At 59.9% G+C, this 20,302-nt stretch carries 18 protein-coding genes and 1 tRNA gene; 5 read left to right on the top strand and 14 right to left on the bottom strand.

Annotation, left to right across the window (positions count from 1 at the left end):
• Positions 1 to 3: 3 nt before the first annotated feature.
• From ribD to E2L05_RS14520, 9 genes are all read right to left on the bottom strand, one after another.
• Entirely contained in the window at positions 4 to 1,128 is a 1,125-nt protein-coding gene (gene ribD / locus E2L05_RS14560; protein WP_341776756.1) for a bifunctional diaminohydroxyphosphoribosylaminopyrimidine deaminase/5-amino-6-(5-phosphoribosylamino)uracil reductase RibD, read from the bottom strand.
• Positions 1,125 to 1,592, bottom strand: a complete 468-nt coding sequence (gene nrdR, locus E2L05_RS14555) for a transcriptional regulator NrdR (protein WP_133343632.1) — start codon at positions 1,590 to 1,592, stop codon at positions 1,125 to 1,127. Before nrdR ends, ribD begins: the two co-directional genes overlap by 4 nt.
• A gap of 105 nt (positions 1,593 to 1,697) precedes the next feature.
• On the bottom strand, positions 1,698 to 2,144 hold the full coding sequence (locus E2L05_RS14550) for a hypothetical protein (RefSeq protein ID WP_133343631.1): 447 nt from the start codon (positions 2,142 to 2,144) through the stop codon (positions 1,698 to 1,700).
• A 56-nt stretch (positions 2,145 to 2,200) separates the two neighbouring features.
• Positions 2,201 to 2,611, bottom strand: a complete 411-nt coding sequence (locus E2L05_RS14545; RefSeq protein WP_133343630.1) for a secondary thiamine-phosphate synthase enzyme YjbQ — start codon at positions 2,609 to 2,611, stop codon at positions 2,201 to 2,203.
• Between the two features lie 35 nt (positions 2,612 to 2,646).
• Positions 2,647 to 2,922: an HlyU family transcriptional regulator gene (locus E2L05_RS14540; protein ID WP_133343629.1), complete on the bottom strand. Its 276-nt coding sequence runs from the start codon at positions 2,920 to 2,922 to the stop codon at positions 2,647 to 2,649.
• Between the two features lie 60 nt (positions 2,923 to 2,982).
• The gene (gene rpoD, locus E2L05_RS14535) at positions 2,983 to 4,980 is read right to left on the bottom strand and encodes an RNA polymerase sigma factor RpoD (RefSeq protein ID WP_133343628.1); all 1,998 of its coding nucleotides are present in this window, start codon (positions 4,978 to 4,980) and stop codon (positions 2,983 to 2,985) included.
• A 123-nt stretch (positions 4,981 to 5,103) separates the two neighbouring features.
• Entirely contained in the window at positions 5,104 to 7,056 is a 1,953-nt protein-coding gene (gene dnaG / locus E2L05_RS14530) for a DNA primase (RefSeq protein WP_133343627.1), read from the bottom strand.
• A gap of 248 nt (positions 7,057 to 7,304) precedes the next feature.
• The gene (locus tag E2L05_RS14525) at positions 7,305 to 8,744 is read right to left on the bottom strand and encodes a Glu/Leu/Phe/Val family dehydrogenase (RefSeq protein ID WP_133343646.1); all 1,440 of its coding nucleotides are present in this window, start codon (positions 8,742 to 8,744) and stop codon (positions 7,305 to 7,307) included.
• 108 nt (positions 8,745 to 8,852) lie between these two features.
• On the bottom strand, positions 8,853 to 9,341 hold the full coding sequence (locus E2L05_RS14520; RefSeq protein ID WP_133343626.1) for a hypothetical protein: 489 nt from the start codon (positions 9,339 to 9,341) through the stop codon (positions 8,853 to 8,855).
• A gap of 102 nt (positions 9,342 to 9,443) precedes the next feature.
• Here E2L05_RS14520 and E2L05_RS14515 point away from each other — a divergent pair, with 102 nt between their 5' ends.
• The 5 genes from E2L05_RS14515 (at position 9,444) to E2L05_RS14495 (ending at position 14,050) form a co-directional block, all read left to right on the top strand.
• Entirely contained in the window at positions 9,444 to 9,677 is a 234-nt protein-coding gene (locus tag E2L05_RS14515) for a hypothetical protein (protein ID WP_133343625.1), read from the top strand.
• 116 nt (positions 9,678 to 9,793) lie between these two features.
• Positions 9,794 to 11,083, top strand: coding sequence for a homoserine dehydrogenase (locus tag E2L05_RS14510; protein ID WP_133343624.1), 1,290 nt, complete (start codon positions 9,794 to 9,796; stop codon positions 11,081 to 11,083).
• A gap of 57 nt (positions 11,084 to 11,140) precedes the next feature.
• Positions 11,141 to 12,106 carry a class II fructose-bisphosphatase gene (gene glpX / locus E2L05_RS14505; protein WP_133343623.1) on the top strand — a complete coding sequence of 322 codons (966 nt, stop codon included), beginning with the start codon at positions 11,141 to 11,143 and terminating at the stop codon, positions 12,104 to 12,106.
• Positions 12,106 to 13,860, top strand: coding sequence for a single-stranded-DNA-specific exonuclease RecJ (gene recJ / locus E2L05_RS14500; protein ID WP_133343622.1), 1,755 nt, complete (start codon positions 12,106 to 12,108; stop codon positions 13,858 to 13,860). Before glpX ends, recJ begins: the two co-directional genes overlap by 1 nt.
• Before the next feature lie 115 nt (positions 13,861 to 13,975).
• Positions 13,976 to 14,050: transfer RNA gene (locus tag E2L05_RS14495), tRNA-Glu, on the top strand.
• A gap of 239 nt (positions 14,051 to 14,289) precedes the next feature.
• Here E2L05_RS14495 and E2L05_RS21340 read toward each other — a convergent pair.
• The 5 genes from E2L05_RS21340 to E2L05_RS14475 form a co-directional block, all read right to left on the bottom strand.
• Positions 14,290 to 14,700, bottom strand: a complete 411-nt coding sequence (locus E2L05_RS21340) for an HGGxSTG domain-containing protein (RefSeq protein ID WP_394346558.1) — start codon at positions 14,698 to 14,700, stop codon at positions 14,290 to 14,292.
• 169 nt (positions 14,701 to 14,869) lie between these two features.
• Positions 14,870 to 15,007, bottom strand: a complete 138-nt coding sequence (locus tag E2L05_RS20830; RefSeq protein WP_165971778.1) for a hypothetical protein — start codon at positions 15,005 to 15,007, stop codon at positions 14,870 to 14,872.
• 202 nt (positions 15,008 to 15,209) lie between these two features.
• The gene (locus tag E2L05_RS14485; protein WP_133343620.1) at positions 15,210 to 18,680 is read right to left on the bottom strand and encodes a class I SAM-dependent DNA methyltransferase; all 3,471 of its coding nucleotides are present in this window, start codon (positions 18,678 to 18,680) and stop codon (positions 15,210 to 15,212) included.
• 88 nt (positions 18,681 to 18,768) lie between these two features.
• Positions 18,769 to 19,059 carry a hypothetical protein gene (locus E2L05_RS14480; RefSeq protein WP_133343619.1) on the bottom strand — a complete coding sequence of 97 codons (291 nt, stop codon included), beginning with the start codon at positions 19,057 to 19,059 and terminating at the stop codon, positions 18,769 to 18,771.
• Positions 19,056 to 20,302 (bottom strand): DUF3987 domain-containing protein (locus E2L05_RS14475; RefSeq protein ID WP_133343618.1); only part of this gene is annotated, 1,247 nt, incomplete at its 5' end. The genes E2L05_RS14475 and E2L05_RS14480, both read right to left, overlap by 4 nt.

The following is a 20,302-nucleotide window of genomic DNA, read 5'->3' as shown; positions in this document are numbered from 1 at the left end:
ACACTATCTATCTGCCGCGCCGATGTTGCGCCGCCAGTGATGTACGATATCGGTGCCAAGGCGGCGGGTTTCAACAAACTCAAAGCGCGGGGCCTTCGCCAATTCAGATATGCCCAAAGTCCCAAGACCGGGCCATCCTTCTGCACCAAGCATCACGCCGGCTGTGTAACCAATCAGGTCATCAACAATATCAGCTTTGACAAGGGCTGCCCCGAACGTGCCGCCACCCTCGCAGAAAACGTTGTTCAGACCAGCCGCCCCAAGCGCCTGCAAACACGCAAGCGGGTCAAGCTGCCCATCGGGACCCACCGCGACAGCCATGCACCGTGCACCACGCGCTTGCCACTCTGCAATTTTCTGCGCCGGCGCATCGATACCATGCAGCAGCCAGACGGGCGCATCTGCGGCCCGCTCAGCCAATGGGCCCCAATGCGGCAGAGTCAAATGCCGCGACGCAACCACACGCACGGGTTGATGCGTCACACCCAGACCCCGCACCGTCAACGAAGGGTGGTCAATGCGCGCCGTGCCGCCACCGACCATCACCGCGTCGTGGCTGGCACGTAAGGCATGAACGTGACGCCGCGCGTCAGGACCCGTGATCCACTGGCTTTCGCCGGACGCCGTTGCGATCCGCCCATCGAAACTTGCGGCGAGTTTCAATGTCAAAGCGGGTCGACCGATGCGCTGGCGTTTCAAAAAGCCAAGATGCGCAAGCTCGGCCTTTGCGGCGCAGACACCTTCGGTAACTGGAATGCCTGCGGCTCGGATCCGCGCGATACCCCCGCCATCGACACGAGGATCAGGGTCGCGCAGTGCAATGACCACCCGCCCGACTTTGGCGGCAACGAGAGCATCGCAACAAGGAGGTGTTTTGCCAAAATGTGCGCAAGGCTCAAGCGACACATAAGCGGTTGCGCCTTGCGCCTGATGCCCGGCCTGGGCCAAGGCCACAGCTTCTGCATGCGGCCTTCCACCCGGCTGTGTCCAACCGCGCCCCACAATCCGGCCCTCTTGAACCAGGACGCAGCCAACCGCAGGATTAGGCCAACAACGCCCCTGCCCGCGCCGACCCAGCGCGAGAGCCAAATCCATGAAACGGGTGTCTTTGCCCGCGTCCTCAGTCACGTCTCAGGAGGCACTTCGGGCCGCAACTCCGACACGAACTTATCGAAATCATCTGCCGCCTGAAAATTCTTATAGACGCTGGCGAACCGCACATAGGCCACGGTATCGATCCGCGCCAATGTTTCCATCACGATTTCGCCAATGGTGCGGGATGGAATGTCTTGCTCGCCCATGGATTCAAGGCGGCGAACAATGCCGGAAATCATCTTGTCCATCCGCTCTGGTTCGATGGGTCGCTTCTGAAGCGCGATACGGATCGACCGTTCCAGCTTGTCACGATCAAAGTCTTCTCGGCGGCCATTGGATTTTACAACCACCAAGTCGCGCAACTGAACGCGTTCATACGTGGTGAAGCGGCCACCGCATTCAGGGCAATACCTGCGCCTGCGGATCGCCACGTGATCTTCGGCTGGACGTGAATCTTTGACCTGCGTGTCGACATTTCCGCAAAAGGGACAGCGCATCAGACATCTCCTTGCGGGGGAACCGCCCCCAATGGGCAGGACTATAGGTACCTTACCATAAGTTGGGTAGCCCTGAAATGTGCACGCAAGATCAACGATGTTGATCTATCGAAACGTGTACCCGGCCCCGCGTCCTTGCCAGCACTGCAACTGCGCCATCGCCACAGTGAACGACGCACCGCGTGTATTCATCGGGGCATTTGTGAACACAGGAAGCGTGCGCGGTCCTTGCTGTGTAATTTCAAAGATCATGCTTCGACCGTTCGGGACAGTGTCTGTCGGTCCATTGGGCCGGACAACGCTGACGCGGCTTGCAGCGGGCGCGTTACGCATGGTGCGTGCGTAATCGCCAGCGGCGCAGAAATAATCGCCCCCAGAGGTTCCGGGAAGCGCCAGAACCTCGAACCGACCATCGCCCATCTGATACACACGAAGATCATTGCGCGCGACATAGGATGGTTGCGGCACATCGAAATATTCACAGCCCGCAAGCCCTAGGGCGACAAGGAGGGGAAAGGAGCGAAAAAGCGGAAAGCGGCGATGCTGAGTCATGATGACATCATACTCCCAATACGGCTGGGGCGAAACGCCGAACGCAGCGTCGGCGCTCACATCTGTGACATGTGTGCCGCCACAGATCGCGAATGCGGGGCCGTGCGGTGCTCGAACAGATAAACCCCCTGCCATGTTCCAAGTTGCATGCGCCCATCCACCACCGGGATCGACAGACTCACAGGAAGCATCGCGGCCTTTATATGTGCCGGCATGTCATCGGGACCTTCATCGCGGTGCACAAGATACTTCATCGACGGGTCGTCAGCAGCGGGAACCAACCGCTGAAAGAATGCTTGCAGATCGCGCTGAACATCCGGATCCGCGTTTTCCTGAATAAGAAGCGAACAAGAGGTATGGCGCACCATCAACGTCAACAGCCCCGTACCGGTCACCCAACGCGACACGTCACGGGTGAATTCATAAAGCGCGGGCCCGCGAGTTGAAATTTTAAATTCGGCGTGCATGACCTGCGTGACCTGTTGAAAAAACGAAACTTCCGTCAGCGAAACAAACTTAAGCCCTGTTCTTCAATCACTTGTCGCGCCTTCGCAAATGTTGCCGAAATTGCGGCCGCTTCGCTGTCTAAAAGATCGGCGCGGATCAGAGTGTGTGTTTGTTCAATTCCATCCACGGCTTTCACGATCCGCCCTGCAAGACGCCAATTACCACCTTCGTTGATCGGTTCTGCGTAGATTTCAAACCCTTCGTGGGTTTCGGTCTCTGGTTCTTTTGGCTCAGGGCTGCCTTTGCCAAACAACCGGGACAGGATTGACATAATGAGGCTACCTTTTAATGAACTGGCGCGGGAAGAACGCCCCCCCCGCCCCGTTGGGTCTTATTGATCCAGGAAAGATCGTAGTTTGCGTGACCGGCTTGGGTGCTTGAGCTTGCGCAGCGCCTTTGCTTCGATTTGGCGAATGCGCTCGCGGGTCACACTGAACTGCTGACCAACTTCTTCAAGCGTGTGATCCGTGTTCATGCCGATCCCAAAGCGCATCCGCAAAACGCGTTCTTCGCGGGGCGTCAGGCTGGCCAGAACCCGTGTCGTGGTTTCCTTCAGGTTGTCCTGAATGGCACTATCAAGCGGCAAGATCGCATTCTTGTCTTCGATGAAATCACCAAGCTGGCTATCTTCCTCGTCCCCGATTGGCGTTTCAAGGCTGATCGGCTCTTTGGCGATCTTCATCACCTTGCGAACCTTTTCCAGCGGCATTTGCAGTTTGGCAGCCAGTTCTTCCGGCGTCGCCTCACGGCCAATTTCATGCAGCATCTGGCGGCCGGTCCGCACAAGCTTGTTGATCGTTTCGATCATATGCACCGGAATACGGATGGTGCGTGCCTGATCCGCAATCGACCGTGTGATCGCCTGACGGATCCACCATGTCGCGTAGGTCGAGAATTTGTAACCACGGCGATATTCGAATTTATCTACCGCCTTCATCAAGCCGATATTACCTTCCTGAATAAGATCAAGGAATTGCAGGCCGCGGTTCGTGTATTTCTTGGCGATAGAGATCACGAGGCGAAGGTTGGCCTCGACCATTTCCTTCTTGGCTTGGCGCGCTTCTTTTTCGCCTTTTTGAACCTGCTGAACAATGCGGCGGAATTCAGTGATGTCCAAACCGACATATTGGCCGACCTGAACCATCTCGGCACGCAGTTCGTCCACCTTCACGTGCGAACGTTCGAACAACGCCTGCCATCCGCGCCCCGCTTTTGCCTTCATGCGGTCCACCCAGTTCGGGTCGAGTTCCGCGCCGCGATAGGCATCGATGAAATCACGGCGGTTGATCCGAGCTTGGTCAGCCAGCTTCACCATGGCACCGTCGATTGACATGATCCGGCGGTTGATCCCGTAAAGCTGGTCGATCAACGCCTCGATCCGGTTGGCGTGCAAATGCAGACCGTTCACCAACTCGACGATCTCGGAGCGCAGCTTTTGATAGGTCGCCTCGTTCGCGTCGCTGAACCCGTCATCGCCCGCAAGCGTCGCGTTCATGCGCCGTTCCTGAATCTCGGCCAGCGTTTCGTAATCATCCGCAATTCGGTCCAGCGTTTCCAGAACACGAGGCTTCAGGGCCGCTTCCATGGCCGCAAGTGACATGTTGGCCTGATCGTCTTCGTCGTCGTCATCGTCACTTTGGATCGGATTGCCATCTGCGTCGTACTCGGCTTTGTCCTCTTTGTTCTCCTTGCCCGCTGCGGGTGCCACAACGCCGGGTGCCCCAACGACAGGCTCTTCGGCAGACTCCCCGTCTTCGTCCATGGCATTCCCGAAGGTCGTCTCAAGGTCGATGACATCGCGCAGCAAAATGTCTTCGGTCAGAAGTTCGTCGCGCCAGATGGTGATCGCATGAAACGTCAGCGGGCTCTCGCACAGCCCGGCGATCATCGTGTTGCGCCCCGCCTCAATCCGCTTTGCGATGGCAATTTCGCCCTCGCGCGACAACAGCTCGACCGAGCCCATTTCCCGCAGATACATGCGAACCGGGTCGTCCGTACGATCCAGCTTTTCCGTTTCTGTCTGAGCAACAGCGACTTCGCGCGAACCGGCCGTGGTCACAAGGTCGGTGTTCTTTGCCGCCTCGCCATCTTCGGCTTCTTCTTCTTCGATGATGTTGATGCCCATTTCCGACAGCATCGACATGACGTCTTCGATCTGTTCCGAAGATACCTGATCGGGCGGCAAGACTTGGTTCAATTGCTCATAGGTGATGAAGCCGCGTTCGCGCGCTTCAGCAATCATCTTTTTGACCGCTGCCTGGCTCATGTCGAGCATCGGCTCAGCGTCGGAATTGTCCTGCTTTCGATCGTCAGTGTCTTTGGCGGCCATTCGGGGCTCCTTGCTGGCGTCGGGTCTTCGTCACAGTTGTTACGCGAATCACATAGGGCTCCCAAGTGATTCGCACCCGTGTCTAAGCGCTTTTTTTCAACTTTTCCTTCACAAAATCACGAATCACCCGTGGCGATCGCGCGATTTACTGAAGTCGATATCGCGAATCAGCTGATCGAAAGCTGACCGTTCGTCCTTGTTCAATTTGGCACCATTGGTACCTGTGTCATATTCCGTTCGGTCGTCCAACGACTGACGCGTCGCCCGGTTGCGGGCTTCAGTCGCTTGAACCAACCGCCAAACCACTCTGTCAGGCAGCGGCCCGTCAAAATCCTCAACGGCTTCTCGAAGCTCATCCGCATGCCCGCGCGCTGCTGCCAACTTCCCCAATTCTTCGGCGATTCCCATGGCAGCCAATTCAGCGTTCCCTGGACTGCGCACTGCGGGAATGAGAGCCACATGCGCATGGGAAAGCAAAGTTTCAAGAGCCGAGGCACCAACCGTTTCTTCAAGGCGATCACGCAGTTGCCCATGCGGCCGCGCGTGCCAGTCCAATATCGCGGCGCGCAGTAGCGCGTGATCCGGATGCGACAACGGAAGATCGGCCAATGCATCCCCGTGCGTGTCCAAAACGGCGGGCGTGCAGATCGCTGTCGCAAGAATGACGCGTTCGCGCAGTTCGGTTTCAACCTTTGCGCTGTCCGCCGCCGCCAACAGCGACCGACGCAGGCTTTGCGTGGCGGCATGATCGACCGGCCACTTGCCCGTTTTGCCAGACCGCGCGGTTTTTTTCGGCCGGAACGCCTGCCATTGCAGGTCGCGCAATTCCTGCCGGTAATGATGCTTCAGGTTTTGATCCGGGATCTGCTCGGTCAGGTCGCGCAACCGCTTGTCGAGGCCGGCGCGGCGCTCTGGGCTGTCAAACACCTGCCCCTCTGTCTCGCGCTGCCACATCAGACGGACCATCGTCAAAGCCCCGTCCAGTGCCGATTGCATCGCGCTTGCCCCTTGCGCACGCAGCAAGTCATCCGGGTCCTGACCTTCCGGCAATACCGCGAACCGCAAGCCCCGCCCCGGCTGAAGCAACGGCAGCGCCAGATCGATCAGCCGCATGGCCGCGCGAAGGCCGGCTTTGTCACCATCCAACGCTATGATCGGCTCTGGTGCGATCCGCCACATCAACTCAAGCTGCATCGCCGTTATGGCCGTGCCCAAAGGGGCTACTGTCGCGGTAAACCCCGCCTCGCAAAGGGCGATCACATCCATGTACCCTTCGGCCACAATCAAGCGGCCATCCTTGCCAGATGCCGCGCGCGCAGGCCCATGATTGTAAAGCGACCGCCCCTTGTCAAAAAGCGGGGTCTCAGGTGAATTTAAGTACTTCGCCTGCGCCTCGGGCGACATCGCACGCCCGCCAAAAGCGATGCAGCGCCCGCGCTGGTCGCGGATCGGAAACATGATCCGATCGCGGAACCTGTCGAAAGGCGCGCCGCCGTCATCGGGAGCAATGGCCATGCCACTTTCGACAATCAGCTTGGGGTCAATGTTCTTGCCAGTCAGATGCTCCCACAAGGCACGGCGCGCATTTGGTGCAAAGCCAATTTCAAACCGCCCAAGTGCATCTGTCGTCAGAGCGCGGCGTTGCAAATAATCCCGTGCCGCCGACGCTTTCCCGGTCGATAATTGCAGACGAAAGAACTTCACGGATTCTTCCATCACTTCGGCAAGCCGGGCATTCCGGTCGGCTTTGACCTTTGCCTGTGGGTCCGCTGCGGGCATTGTCATTCCAGCTTCGCGGGCGAGGATTTCCACCGCCTCCATAAAGCCGACATTTTCGGTCTCTTGAACGAAACCAATCGCGTCACCCTTGGCCTGGCAGCCAAAGCAATAGTAAAACCCTTTCCGGTCATCCACATGAAATGAAGCGGTTTTTTCCTGATGGAATGGGCACGGGGCCCACATGTCACCCTTGCCTTGGTTGGATTTGCGCGGATCCCACGTCACTTTGCGACCGACCACATGGGTCAGGCTTGTGCGGGTGCGTAATTCGTCAAGGAAACCGGGCGGCAGACTCATGCGGCAAGTATCCGCTCGCACGGGGCCGGTGTAAAGCACGAGCACGGCTTCAGGGCCATCCAACGCCGCAATTATTCCGGCCAGAACCTGCTACAAGGCGATGCTGGTTCACTTGCCGAAACTGCATCAGACGTTCCAATGGAAAAGTCCGGTTCACCCTGCCGCAGCAACGCACTTAACGCCCGAGTGTACCCAACAAATCCTCCGGCCCGCACGATGACGGGCCGGCGGAAAGCTTTTGCAACACCCTACAGCCCCATTGCGCGATAGCTTGATGCAACACGGTCAATGGAAACGAGATATGCCGCAACACGCAAATCCGTCACGTCTTCTCTGGCGTGCCACACTTCTCGCATGGATTGGTAGGCCGTGCGCATCGTGTCATCCAAACCGGACCGCACCAACTCCAGTTCATCCGCGCCGCGCAGGTACTTCGTCTTGAAATTGGGGCTCATTGACCAAGCATCGCCAAGATAGTGATCCAGCCTCTCAAGTTCGTCCACGACAAGCTGATGTCGGGCTTCTTCTTGGCGGCGCTGCATCCGGCCAAACCGAATATGGCTCAAGTTCTTGACCCATTCGAAATAGCTGACCGTTACACCACCGGCGTTGGCGTACATGTCCGGGATCACAACAACCCCTTGTTTGCGCAAGTATTCATCCGCCCCGGCGGTGATCGGACCGTTGGCCGCCTCAATGATAAGTTTGGCCTGAATGCGCGTCACATTGTTAAGGTTTATCACCCCTTCCAAAGCAGCCGGAATAAGAATGTCGCACGGGCTTTCCAAAACGGCGCTGCCGTCCTTGCTGTATGTCGCATCGGGGAATCCGCTCACGCCGCCGTGTTTGTCGATCCACGCCCGCACTGCATCAACGTCCAACCCGTCTTCATCGTACAGTGCGCCGTCGCGTTCGATAATTCCGGTAATCTTGGCACCGTCTTCGCCCCGAAGAAAACTTGCCGCGTGAAACCCAACGTTCCCAAGGCCCTGAACAATCACGCTCTTGCCATCAAGCTTGCCTGAAAGCCGCGCCATGGCCACGTCCTCTGGGTGGCGAAAGAATTCCCGAAGGGCGTACTGCACGCCTCGGCCTGTTGCCTCCACCCGTCCAGCGATTCCGCCCGCATGCAGTGGTTTGCCCGTCACACAGGCATTCGCATTGATGTCTGTTGTGTTCATGCGGCGGTACTGGTCGGCGATCCATGCCATCTCGCGCTCGCCGGTGCCCATGTCGGGGGCCGGAACGTTCTGCGATGGATTGATCAAGTCCCGCTTGGCAAGTTCATAAGCAAAACGGCGGGTTATCTGTTCAAGCTCATGTTCTTCCCACGCACGCGGATCAATGCAAAGCCCGCCTTTCGACCCTCCAAACGGGGTTTCCACCAAAGCGCATTTGAACGTCATCAGCGCGGCCAACGCTTCGACCTCGTCCTGATTCACATTGGTGGCAAAGCGAATGCCGCCCTTGACCGGTTCCATATGCTCGGAATGCACAGATCGATACCCGGTAAATGTATGAATCTGCCCGCGCAATCGCACCCCAAACCGCACCGTATAAGTGGCGTTGCATACGCGGATCTTCTCTTCAAGTCCGGGGGAGAGGTCCATAAGCGCAACAGCGCGATTGAACATCAAATTTACGGAGTCGCGAAAACTCGGCTCGCGGATGGCCGCACCGTCGGTCATGCTGGTCATAATGGTCCCTTCGCTGTCCGGGGGCCGTTGATCGACCCTCACGCCACAAGCCTAACGTGAGAGTGTTACAGAACCCTAGCAATTTCCGGGACCAAATCCTTACTCGGGTTCAGGATTGTTTTTTTCCAATATGATCAGAATTATGCTTTCGGCGACCACCTTGCTTTGCGCAACGGGCGTAACACCGCCCACGCCCAGTCTGCGCCCAAAACGCCACCACATCCCCGGTGACCATCCGCGACCAGGCGCTTCTTTCAGCTGAACAGCAAACCCACCTGAGGGCTTGAAAGCAAAGGGGCCGCGCTCGACCATCTTGATATTGTCGATCGTGGTCAGACACCGCCCTGAGCTGTCAAAAAGCCCATCCCGCGTCAGCACGATCTGTCCTTCTGTCGCCGTCCATAACCGCCACGAAAGCCAAAGCAGGCCAAGGCCGCCCGCGACCAGGAAAAAGAGCCATCCCAGATCACTTGGCGGTGTGACCAAGACAATCCAAAGCAGCATCAATGCCACAGCGGCCAGTGACAGTACTGCAATAATGCGGCGCACCGGTGAGGGAGTGAGCGTTGCGACAATATCGGTATCCATGACAGGCGATTACCTGATCTTCGGGGCAAGCGCGAGGCTTGATTGCGTCTGCACCCGATACAGGGCTAACGTGGGCGCAACGGTTAAGGAAAGACACACGTAATGCGAAAAGCCATTGTATTCCTGTTGCTTGCGGCATGCGCACCAGAAGGGTTCCCGGACGATCCGGTATTTTCAGATCCCGCCACTCTCGAAAATCCGGGCATCGCGCCTCTTGATCCGATTCTTGCGCGCGCAAACGAAGAAAACGCAACCGAGAATACCGAAGAAGAGCTTCAGGCCCGCGGTGAGAGCTTGCGCAGCCGTGCCGAAGCCGTACGCGAGCAAAGCCCCTAGTCCCGCCTGCCCGGCCCTGCGCGTTGCACGCGGCCGGAAAGCCGGGTAAAGCCCGCTGCGACAAAGGCATCACAGCCACCCCAAAAATACCACATGACCAAAGACGGAGCCAACCGATGACCACCCCCTTGCGCCTTGGAATTGCCGGGCTTGGCACAGTCGGTGTCGGTGTTCTGAAAATACTGCAACAGCATGGCGACCTGCTGACAGCACGGACCGGGCGCGAAATTACAGTGTCTGCCGTGTCCGCCCGCAGCCGCAAAAAAGATCGCGGTGTGGATCTTGCAGCTTATGACTGGGAAGACGATCCTGTCGCCTTGGCCTCACGCGATGACGTCGACGTATTGGTTGAATTGATGGGCGGCACCGATGGTCCCGCAAAGGCGGCGACGCAGGCCGCTCTCGCGCGGGGCAAACATGTTGTCACCGCGAACAAGGCCATGATGGCAGTGCACGGCCAGTTGCTGGCCGAAGAAGCCGAAGCAAAGGGGGTCGCTCTGCGGTTCGAAGCGGCGGTCGCGGGCGGCATTCCCGTGGTCAAGGCGCTGTCGGAATCTCTTTCCGGCAATCAGGTTACGCGGATCATGGGTGTGATGAACGGCACCTGCAATTACATCTTGAGCCGGATGGAAAGCGCAGAACTTCCCTATGCGAAAGTGTTCAAGGAAGCGTCGGACCTTGGCTACCTTGAAGCAGACCCCACACTGGATGTCGGCGGCATTGATGCAGGTCACAAGCTCGCCCTGCTCGCCTCCATCGCATTTGGCACGCAGGTAGACTTCGACGCCGTTCATCTTGAAGGCATCGACCGCATCACCATCGAAGACATCACCCGCGCGGGGGATATGGGGTATCGCATCAAACTCCTGGGCGTGGCGCAGATGTCATCCGGACGCGGATTGGAACAGCGTATGACGCCATGCCTAGTGCCGCGCAAATCCCCGCTGGGTCAGTTGCGCAATGCCACCAATATGGTTGTCATCGATGGCGACAGTTGCGGACAAATCGTTCTGCGCGGGGCTGGCGCAGGCGAAGGGCCGACTGCGTCGGCGGTCATGTCGGACGTGATCGATATCGCGCGCGGGCTGGTCCTGCCAGTGTTTGGCGTGCCATCCACATCGCTGATCCGCAGCACGCCCGCCGTTGCCTCGGCTCCGGCGGCTTACTACTTGCGGCTGACGCTGGATGACAAACCGGGCGCATTGGCGCGGATCGCGACGGCACTTGGCGACGCGGGCATTAGTATCGACCGGATGCGCCAGTACGGCCATTCAACTGGAAAAGCGCCGGTTTTGATCGTGACGCACAAGGCAACGCGGGACGCTCTTGATCTTGCCTTGGCCAAATTTGACGCAACCGGCGTATTAAGCACCGCGCCTGTGGCGATACGTATAGAAGAAGTGTAAACCGAGGAAAGTTTCCCGGCGTAACCAGTGCCGAAAATGCGATAGCGAGGATCTGAGATGACGACCCCGACAGACTTTAATGACCGTATGCTTTCCCTGGGCCTTGCCCGCGTTTCCGAAGCGGCCGCGATGGCCTCGGCGCGTTTGATCGGTCGCGGCGATGAAAAGGCAGCAGACCAGGCCGCCGTGAACGCCATGCGCACACAGTTGAATATGCTCGACATCGACGGCACGGTTGTGATCGGCGAAGGTGAACGCGACGAAGCCCCAATGCTTTTCATCGGTGAACAAGTCGGCACCGGCCAAGGCCCCGCGGTGGATATTGCGCTCGACCCACTTGAAGGCACGACGCTGACAGCCAAGGATATGCCCAACGCACTGACCGTGATCGCCATGGGGCCAAAAGGGTCCATGCTGCACGCACCGGACGTGTACATGGATAAGCTGGCCATCGGGCCTGGCTACGCAAAGAACACCGTCACGCTTGAGATGAGCCCGACAGAACGTGTCGCAGCACTGGCAAAAGCCAAGGGCGGCTCCATGGAAGACGTCACCGTCTGCGTTCTGGAACGGCCGCGTCACGACGATATGGTTGCCGAACTGCGCGAAACCGGCTGTGCGATCCGCCTGATCACCGACGGCGACGTTGCGGGCGTCATTCACTGTGCAGACCCGGTCAAGACCGGCATTGACATGTACATGGGGTCCGGCGGCGCGCCCGAAGGCGTTTTGGCCGCAGCCGCGCTCAAGTGCCTTGGCGGACAGATTTTTGGCAAGCTGTTGTTCCGCAACGACGATGAACGCGGCCGCGCCGACAAGGCCGGCATTACGGAACCCGACAAGATCTATGATCTGGACGGTCTGGTCATGGATGACGTCATCTTCGCGGCCAGCGGAGTCACCGACGGGTCGCTCGTATCCGGGATCAAGCGTGAAGTGGGCTATGTCACGATCGAGACGATCCTGATGCGGTCCAAGACAGGTTCGGTGCGCCGCATGAGCTATCGCAACCCGACCAACTGATGACAACTGCGACTGCGGCGGCCTTTCTGGGCGTCGCACATTCCCTTTCGGGTCGGCGTTGGGTCGGCCCGGATGATGCGGCAAGTCGCGCAGCCCTGGCGCTGACGCAACGAACTGGCCAGCCGCCTGCCCTGTGTTCCGTGCTTGCGCGTCGCGGTGTTGCTCTTGAAGACGCCTCTGCATTTCTTGACCCCCGGTTGAAAGATCTGCTGCCCGATCCCCTGACTTTAAAAGATATGGGAATCGCTGCGGCGCGTGTCGTCGCAGCTGCGCAGGAGCGCCAACGTATCGCCGTATTCGCCGACTACGACGTAGATGGGGGGGCTTCGGCGGCCCTGCTGATCCGCTGGCTTCGCGGGCTGGGCATACACGCGACGCTGTATATTCCAGACCGGATCGACGAGGGCTATGGCCCCAATGTCCCCGCCATGGCAACGCTGGCCGCTGCACATGACCTGATCATCTGCGTTGACTGCGGCACCCTGAGCCACGATCCTATCGCCGCCGCCAAGGGCGCGGATGTTGTCGTGCTGGATCACCATCTGGGGGGCGAGACACTGCCACCTGCATTGGCGGTGGTGAACCCCAACCGCGCGGACGAAGATGGCGATCTGGGGCACCTGTGTGCGGCTGGTGTGGTCTTTCTCCTGCTGGTCGAGGCAAACCGCCAACTGCGTGCGTCCGGCGTCTCTGGCCCCGATCTGATGTCTCTTCTCGATCTCGTTGCCCTTGCCACGGTGGCCGATGTGGCGCCGCTGATCGGCGTGAACCGGGCGCTTGTACGGCAGGGGCTTAAGGTCATGGGCCAACGCCGCAACGCCGGACTTGTCGCGCTGGCTGACAGTGCCCGACTCGATACAGCCCCGGCGGCGTACCATCTGGGCTATGTTCTGGGGCCGCGCATCAATGCAGGGGGCCGCATCGGCGCACCGGACCTTGGCGCGCGGCTGTTGTCGACGGACGACGCCACAGAAGCCGCCGGATTGGCCGCACAGTTGGAACAACTCAACACCGACCGGCGCGACGTCGAAGCCAACGTGCGTGCCGCCGCCACTGCGCAGGCCGAAGCGCGCGGCCTGGATGCACCGCTGGTATGGGCAGCAGGCGATGGTTGGCACCCCGGCGTGGTCGGCATCGTGGCCGCACGCCTGAAGGAAGCGACCAACCGCCCCGCCGTTGTGATCGGCTTCGACGGAAATGATGGCAAAGGGTCGGGCCGATCTGTGACGGGAATCGATCTTGGCGCGTCTATTCATCGCCTGTCCGCCGAAGGAATGATCGAAAAAGGCGGCGGGCACAAAATGGCCGCCGGGCTGAGCTTGTCCCGTGACCAGCTTGAACCAGCCATGGCACGACTGTCAGACCTCATGGCCCGCCAAGGGGCTGGCGATCTGGGGCCGCGTGACCTGCGCCTGGACGGCGTTCTGATGCCTGCGGGGGCAACCCCTGATCTTGTGGCATCTCTTGATCAGGCGGGGCCTTACGGCGCCTCTGCGCCTGCACCGCGCTTTGCCCTGCCCGACATGCTGGTCCGCGCCGCGCGCCGCGTCGGCGAGAGCCACCTCAAGCTGACACTCGCCTCTGGTGGCGTATCGCTCGATGCGATTGCCTTCGGCGCGTTCGACGGCCCTATGGGGGCCGCAATCGAAGCACGCATCGGCGCACCGATCCATGCCGCGGGACGGCTTGAGCTGAATCACTGGGGCGGCCGCACCAAAGTTCAGCTTCGGTTGGAAGACGCCGCACTCCCTTGACACAACGGCAACAGGGCGATGATGGGGCGGCGCAAAGAAAATTGTGATCAGGGCGCAAAAAAGCCCTTGCGGCCTCCCGCCAGTTTGCCTAAACCCCGCGACACGCCACGGCGCTGGCCCGTTCGTCTATCGGTTAGGACGCCAGGTTTTCAACCTGGAAAGAGGGGTTCGATTCCCCTACGGGCTGCCACGTCGTGCGGTTAATGTATTGATTTTACTTTGAATAAAATCATGTGGCGGTAGAACATCCCCCAGTTAATCCCCCACCGCGACAGCGATTTCTCCGGAAGGCTCCGGACTTTAACGTACCTTTGAACCCAACCACGACTCGCCCCGGTAATAGTGCAAACTGTTTTACACGCAGACCGGATCGACCGCGCATCGAATGCGAGACACTCATTTGATGCAGTCGCGCGAGGGGTTAAGAAGCTAACAAAGCCTTTCATTGCCAACGCACGTTTTGTGAAAACAACCTCCCCCTTGCTCTGTGACAGTCGTCTCGGCTCGAATCTCAGGTTGGGCGCGTTCCTCCCGCCAAAGTGCCCACCGACTGCGCTGGACCTCTGCAATTCTGGTCCGGCCCTCTATTGTCTTGGGTCCGGTTGAGCACCCGCCGTGAAACTTGCAGCGTTTCTTACTGGGTATTGGGCGCGCTTTGCACGCGGTACCCTTCCGCGTGCGTGCGCCGCAACTTATTGGGCCATGGGATGCGGCGGCAGAGATAACCGCAAACTGTAAGACCCCACCCCGCGCGCGCGTAAAGGTGCCGAAAATCCCCCTTGGTTCTAAGCTGGAATAGACACCGCGCGATGACAGGTGGGCAGCGCCAAGCGCCCGCATTAATTTGTCAGGGGCATAGCCGCGCAAATCGACTGTCGGCTTTCGCTCCCAATACTTCACAGTGTCCGGGTGCAAGTCGGCCAGCGCAGCAAGCGCCCGCCGCGATAGCCCATGCGTCACACGATGCGCGCGAAGTTCATCGCCAGTCACCGGCCCCCGCCCTCGCGTCCTATGCGCCGGTCCCGAGCGGCTCGTTTTCTGCACCCTTCGCAGCAATAGCGCGCGTCTGCCCTTCGCCAATCAGGCAAATCTTGGCCGCACCATCGGCAAAACCAGTCGCGCCGCGCCAGCCTGCGTAAAACGGCAACGGCCCGTGCCTGGCGGTTTCCGTTGTTGCCTGTCCAGAAGTACGCTTGAAGGCAGACCTGATAGGGCGGCTCGTGGCTTTCTATCCAGAGTTCGTGTGGGTTGGGTCCGGGCATGTTGAAAAGCCTTTGATTTTTTGAGCACCCAAAGACGGGTCAACGCGTTGAGAACAAACGGTAGCATGATTTTAAACCCAGCCCCAGTCACATCCCGAAACGGCCCCCTTCGATTGTGCGGGCTTGCCCTAATGCGGTGAGGCTTTCCAGAAGCGGCTGGACTGTCGCAGCGCGACCGCGTTTGAAGGTGCGGGCCACCTGTTCTGGGGTGGCTTCGCCAAGGTCCGACAATGCGGCACGCACAGCAGCGATCTGATCTGGCAGTGATTTGGGGAATGGCGGTTTGGTTGCGGTGTCGGCGGGGCCAAGGTCCATGGCGTTTTGCGCGCCCTTGGCCTGTGCGGCGTGGCCCTGCGGGTTCTGATAGGCGGGGCGCAGCCAGCGAACCAGTCCTTGGGATTCCTCAAGCGCGCGGGCGCGGTTGAGATCCACCAGGCGATGCAGAATATCGTCATCGGACAGGTCGGCGGGCCAGCCGTAAGCGTCGGCCACGGCGGCGTCGATCTGGTCGTGCAGGTCACGCAGGATGCCGATCAGGCCCTGATCATAGATTTCCTTGTCCTTGCCTTCGATCCGGTCGCCCGCGCGGAGTTTTTCGAGAACGTTATACATGCTGGTCAGGGTTAGTTTCGGATGTTCCGCCTGTTGCGCCTTGCGGTGCGCGTCAAGCTGTTCGCCAAGCGCGCGAAGGCGGGTTTTTTGGTCGTCGGTGGGGTCTGGGAAGGGGAAGGGGTCGAAGCATTTTGATTTCGCATAAACCGGGTCGTTTCCTACCCCAAGCCAGCTTCCAGCAGCAAGCGACCAACATACGTGCACACGTGAGGACAAGACAGCCAAGATTTCCGGGTCTTCGATGGCAATTGCCACTAACTTATTGTCAGGAAGAATTCCGCCGTCGAGAAGCTGGAACGTTCGGTGCTTGGAGGTTTCGACGGTCACGACATAGCGTTGCAAGGTCTCTAGCGCAGGACGGAAGGGTGCCAATGCTTCCCCAAAAATCCACCAGTTTCGTTTTCGGCTTTCCCGATTGTTCGACATCCGTTCGGGCCAAACTGTATCGCGCAAATGCTGATAGACTTTTGGCACTTCTATTCGTGCGGCTTCTTCGGAAAGCCCAAGTAGATCGATCACGAATAAGCCGCGACAAATTGCCAGCAAATCGCGCCCATTTCGATATGGCTTGATAACCGACGATGCCTTCGCGTCAGAACCAAGCCCAAGCAACTTGGCTTCTTCCTCCGTTACAATGAACCCGGACCCGAAAAGCATAACACCACGCGTTGCCAGTCTGTCATTTGCTCGCAACGCCACAGCGCCCGCCACATCAGCGCCTAACCGCAGGTTCGAAAAGACCTTTCCCTTTTCAATGGACAGTGTCACCGGGCGGCCCTCGGCTTCGGTTGCGCCCTTGCGTTCGTCGGTCACAGTCAGCAGCCGCCCCATGCGGTTGCCCGCAGCCCCCACGGTCATGGCGATCCGCACAGCGGCCCCGTCGCCCGCGTCCACCCACGGGTGATCAGGAATCGCGAAAGTCAGGGACAGCGGCGTTTTCGGGTCGCCCATATGCGGGGCCAGCACCTTGCGGTTAAATGTCTGGCGCAGGGAGTTGGTTGTAATCAACCCGAAGCGGCGCGTGCCCTTGGCCTTTGCCTTGGCGGTCGCGGGCTTCCAGCCCCGCGCAGCCAGTGCGGCCTTGTCCCACCAGAACATGACGAAATCCGCACTTTGCGGCATTCTGGGATAGGCTTTCCACAGCGCCTCGGCATAGCCGTCGCCAAGCGCGTCGCGCATCCGGCTGGCCCCGATGAAGGGCGGATTGCCTACGATGAAATCAGCCTCGGGCCATTTCGCCGGTGCGGGTTTGAGATAGTCGAACACGGGCACGCGCGCGTCCGCGTCGGGCACCTGTTCGCCGGTCACAGAATGGGTCGTGGTGGTGACGCCATCCCAGCGGGTGACGGGTGCGCCGCTGTCGTCCAGCCGGGGCTGGGTGTTTGCATAGGTCAGCACGGCATCGCGGTTTTCGATATTGTGAAAGTCGCGCAGCACGGGTTCTGACGGGCTGGCTTTGCCATGGGTGCGGAAATGCCATTGCAGATAGCCAATCCACAGCACCAGTTCAGCCACCGCCGCCGCCCATGGGTTCAGTTCAACCCCAAGAAATTGGTGCGGGTCAACGGTGTAGCCTGACAGGGCCAGCGCGCTTTGGTCTTCACCCAGTTCCGCCAGAAGGTCAGTCACTTCGCCTTCAAGCCGTTTCATCAGTTCAAGCGCAACATAGAGGAAGTTGCCCGAGCCACAGGCGGGGTCCAGCACGCGAATGTCGCAAAGCTGCCGATGGAAGGCGCGCACGGTGTCGCGCGCCTCGGGTTCCTTACCTTGATTGGCCAGCATCAGGGCGGCGGCCTGCACATCACGCCAGTCGGATCGAAGCGGTTCTATAATGGTCGGCACCACCAACCGTTCGACGTAGGCACGCGGGGTGTAATGCGCCCCCAGTTTGTGGCGCTGGCGTTTGTCGAGTGCGCGTTCCAGCAGGGTGCCGAAAATCGCAGGTTCAACTTCGCGCCAGTCACATTTCGCAGCGTCGATCAGCAGGGAAAGCTGGACGTTGGACAGCGGCAGGGCCTCGGCCTCTTTGAACAGGCCGCCGTTGAAGCGCATCAGGTCGGTTGTCAGGACGGCGGAAAAGCCGCCGGTGTTCATGGTTTCCCAAAGCGCCTTGAGTGCGGGGGCGGCGTGTTCCGGGTGGCCGCGCAGTTTTTCCAGCAGGTCGGTAAAGCTGCGCTGCGGGATAAGTTCGACGTCTTCGGCAAACATTGTGAAGAGGCACCGCATCAGAAAGCGTGCGACGGTTTCCGGCTCGTGGCCTTGACCCTCGAAGGAGCGGCCAAGGGTTGCCAGTCGGTCGGCCACTGCCCGTGTAACCTGCGCGGCTACCCGCGCTGGGTCAAGCGCATGGGGGTCTGTCCAGATCAGGCGGAGGCGTTCGCGGGTTTTCGGGTCGCGCAGGGCCTCCATCGTGATGCGATAGCGGTTGCCATCGGGATATTGTGTGTAGCCTTGGCCCTGCCCAGAGAAATCGGCGTAAACTTCTATGACATGCCCCACATCAACAACCAGCAGGAAGGGCGGCCATCCGTCATCGCGCGACACGGCGCGGGCGTAACCGTCGGCCTGATTTCGGGCGCGCAACATGGTGTCATCCCACCGGCGCGTCCCGCGCGTACCGTGCCCCCTGCGCGTTGGGGCTGGCTGGTCTGGGACAAGCGCGGGTTGGGATGTGTCGGGTGCGTCGGCGCTGTTGGTGCCTTGCTTCGCCTCCATCACGAAATGTCCGGCCCGATAAAGATCCAGGAAGCCACGCGACTGACTGCCAGTATGGATGAATGTCACAGGGCGTTCGAAACAATAGGCGTCGGTGCGGGCTTGTTCAGTGGCGGGGTCGGGTCGAGGTACACCAAGCATGTCGCACAGATCGTTGGCGAATGACTGAAAATTGGCGCGCTCGCTTCCACCCGATTGCGTCCAGCGAGCAATAAATTCTTCGACGTCCACGGCAAACCACCTATCAATTTTTCCTGAGCGCGCCAAAATCCCGCGCGCCCGGTACTGTCAGAAGCAGAAAGGAAAGCTCGCCTTCAGTCTAGCGCGAATCCTTCCACTGCCGCGCAATACCGCACCAGCGCCGCCCGTTTGGTCCGTGGCGTTCCCATTCGGTCAGCGTGCGCCAGTCGTCGAGTGATACGATACGGCCCGTCCATGTCCGGGGGCGGTCCCCTGTGCCGTGTGCGAATGGCGGCGTGACGGGGCGGGCGTCACCCCTTGCCCCTTCGGACACAACCGACAAAACCGACGAAACCCCCTCAGGGGCCGGGCTTTCCGGTTCTGCCCCGCCCCTTTCGGCTTCGCGTGCTGCGGCCAGCCACCGGGTCATGGCCGCACTCGGCGCAGTGCGGGGTTCACGGCGTAAAGCCGTTGCGGCCTGCCCCCCTGCGGCTTTGGCGGTGTTTCCACCGGGCGGATGCAGTCGCCTTCTTCCAGAGCCTCAAGCGCCGGGTTGAGTTCGTCCTTGTTGCCCAGCCCTGCCCGGTCGAGTTTCATGACTTGGCGGGCCGTGAAAGATTGCCACCCCTCTTTCCGAATGATGCCCACAAGCCGCCGCGCGGCACGGTCTGCCTTTGGGGTCGCGGCGTCGGCATAGGCGCGCCGCGCCATCGGCAAGAAATACGCCTCCACCAGATGCGCGGCTCTGCCGAATTCCCGCACCGTGATTTCGCGCGGTTCCGGCCTTTCGTCAGCCGCCCATTCAAGATGGGCCAGCACAAGCGACAGGCGCGCGGTCAGCCCCGGAAGCTTTCCGATGAATGACAACATCAGCCCATTGGCCTCGGCTTCCCACCCGCGCACGAAGCCTCGGAATTCATCCATTTGCACCTGCGCATCTTCCGCGAAGGGAATGAACCATGGGCGAGCGCTGCCGTCATCGTCGGTCACAAGGTCGAGCGACAACAGCCGTTTCAACACTTGGTCCATCAACGCTTCATCCGCCCACGCCTGCGGGCGGCGCAGCGGCGCAGACTCGGGCCAGATGGGCAGGAAGCGCGCCAGCAACCCATCATCGTCTGACTTGAACAGCAGGCTTTTCAGCCGGTCAGGCTGGATGCCCCCCAGAACGCCGATGGTCAGCCGTTCGACCGTCATCGGTTCGCGGCCCATGCGTTCGACCGTATGGCTGCGGCCCCCGGTCGCTTCCAGCCAGAAGGGCCGGTCACTGCCGCTCGAATAACGCTGCATCCCTTCCAGCCATCCGGCCAGTTCGTCCCGCATTTGCAGGAAGCCGCGCGGCTGCCGTGCTAGGATTGCCGCCAGTTTCTCGATGGTTCCGTCATTCACGACTAGCCGGGGAACATGCGGGCGCAGTCCTGCATTGCAGTCCTTCGGCCTGTCCGGGGGCGTTTCACCCGCCCTGATTGCAGCCTTCGCAGCTTCCTTCCAAGACGATTCCGTCAGCTTTGCGAGTTCGGCCTTGTCTGACCATGCGTTCAACTCGGCCTCCGCCGCTATGCGCAACGGGCGCTCCGCTGCGCATAGCGGTTTCAGAAGGGCGTCGATTGCGGGGGATTTCCCGGCACTCGGAAGCCCGATGCACATGGACCAGATGACAGGCGGTTCGGTCC

This window comes from Meridianimarinicoccus aquatilis, from assembly GCF_004358675.1.
Taxonomy (GTDB): Bacteria; Pseudomonadota; Alphaproteobacteria; order Rhodobacterales; family Rhodobacteraceae; genus Meridianimarinicoccus; species Meridianimarinicoccus aquatilis.
This window is presented reverse-complemented; position numbering and strand designations above follow the sequence as displayed.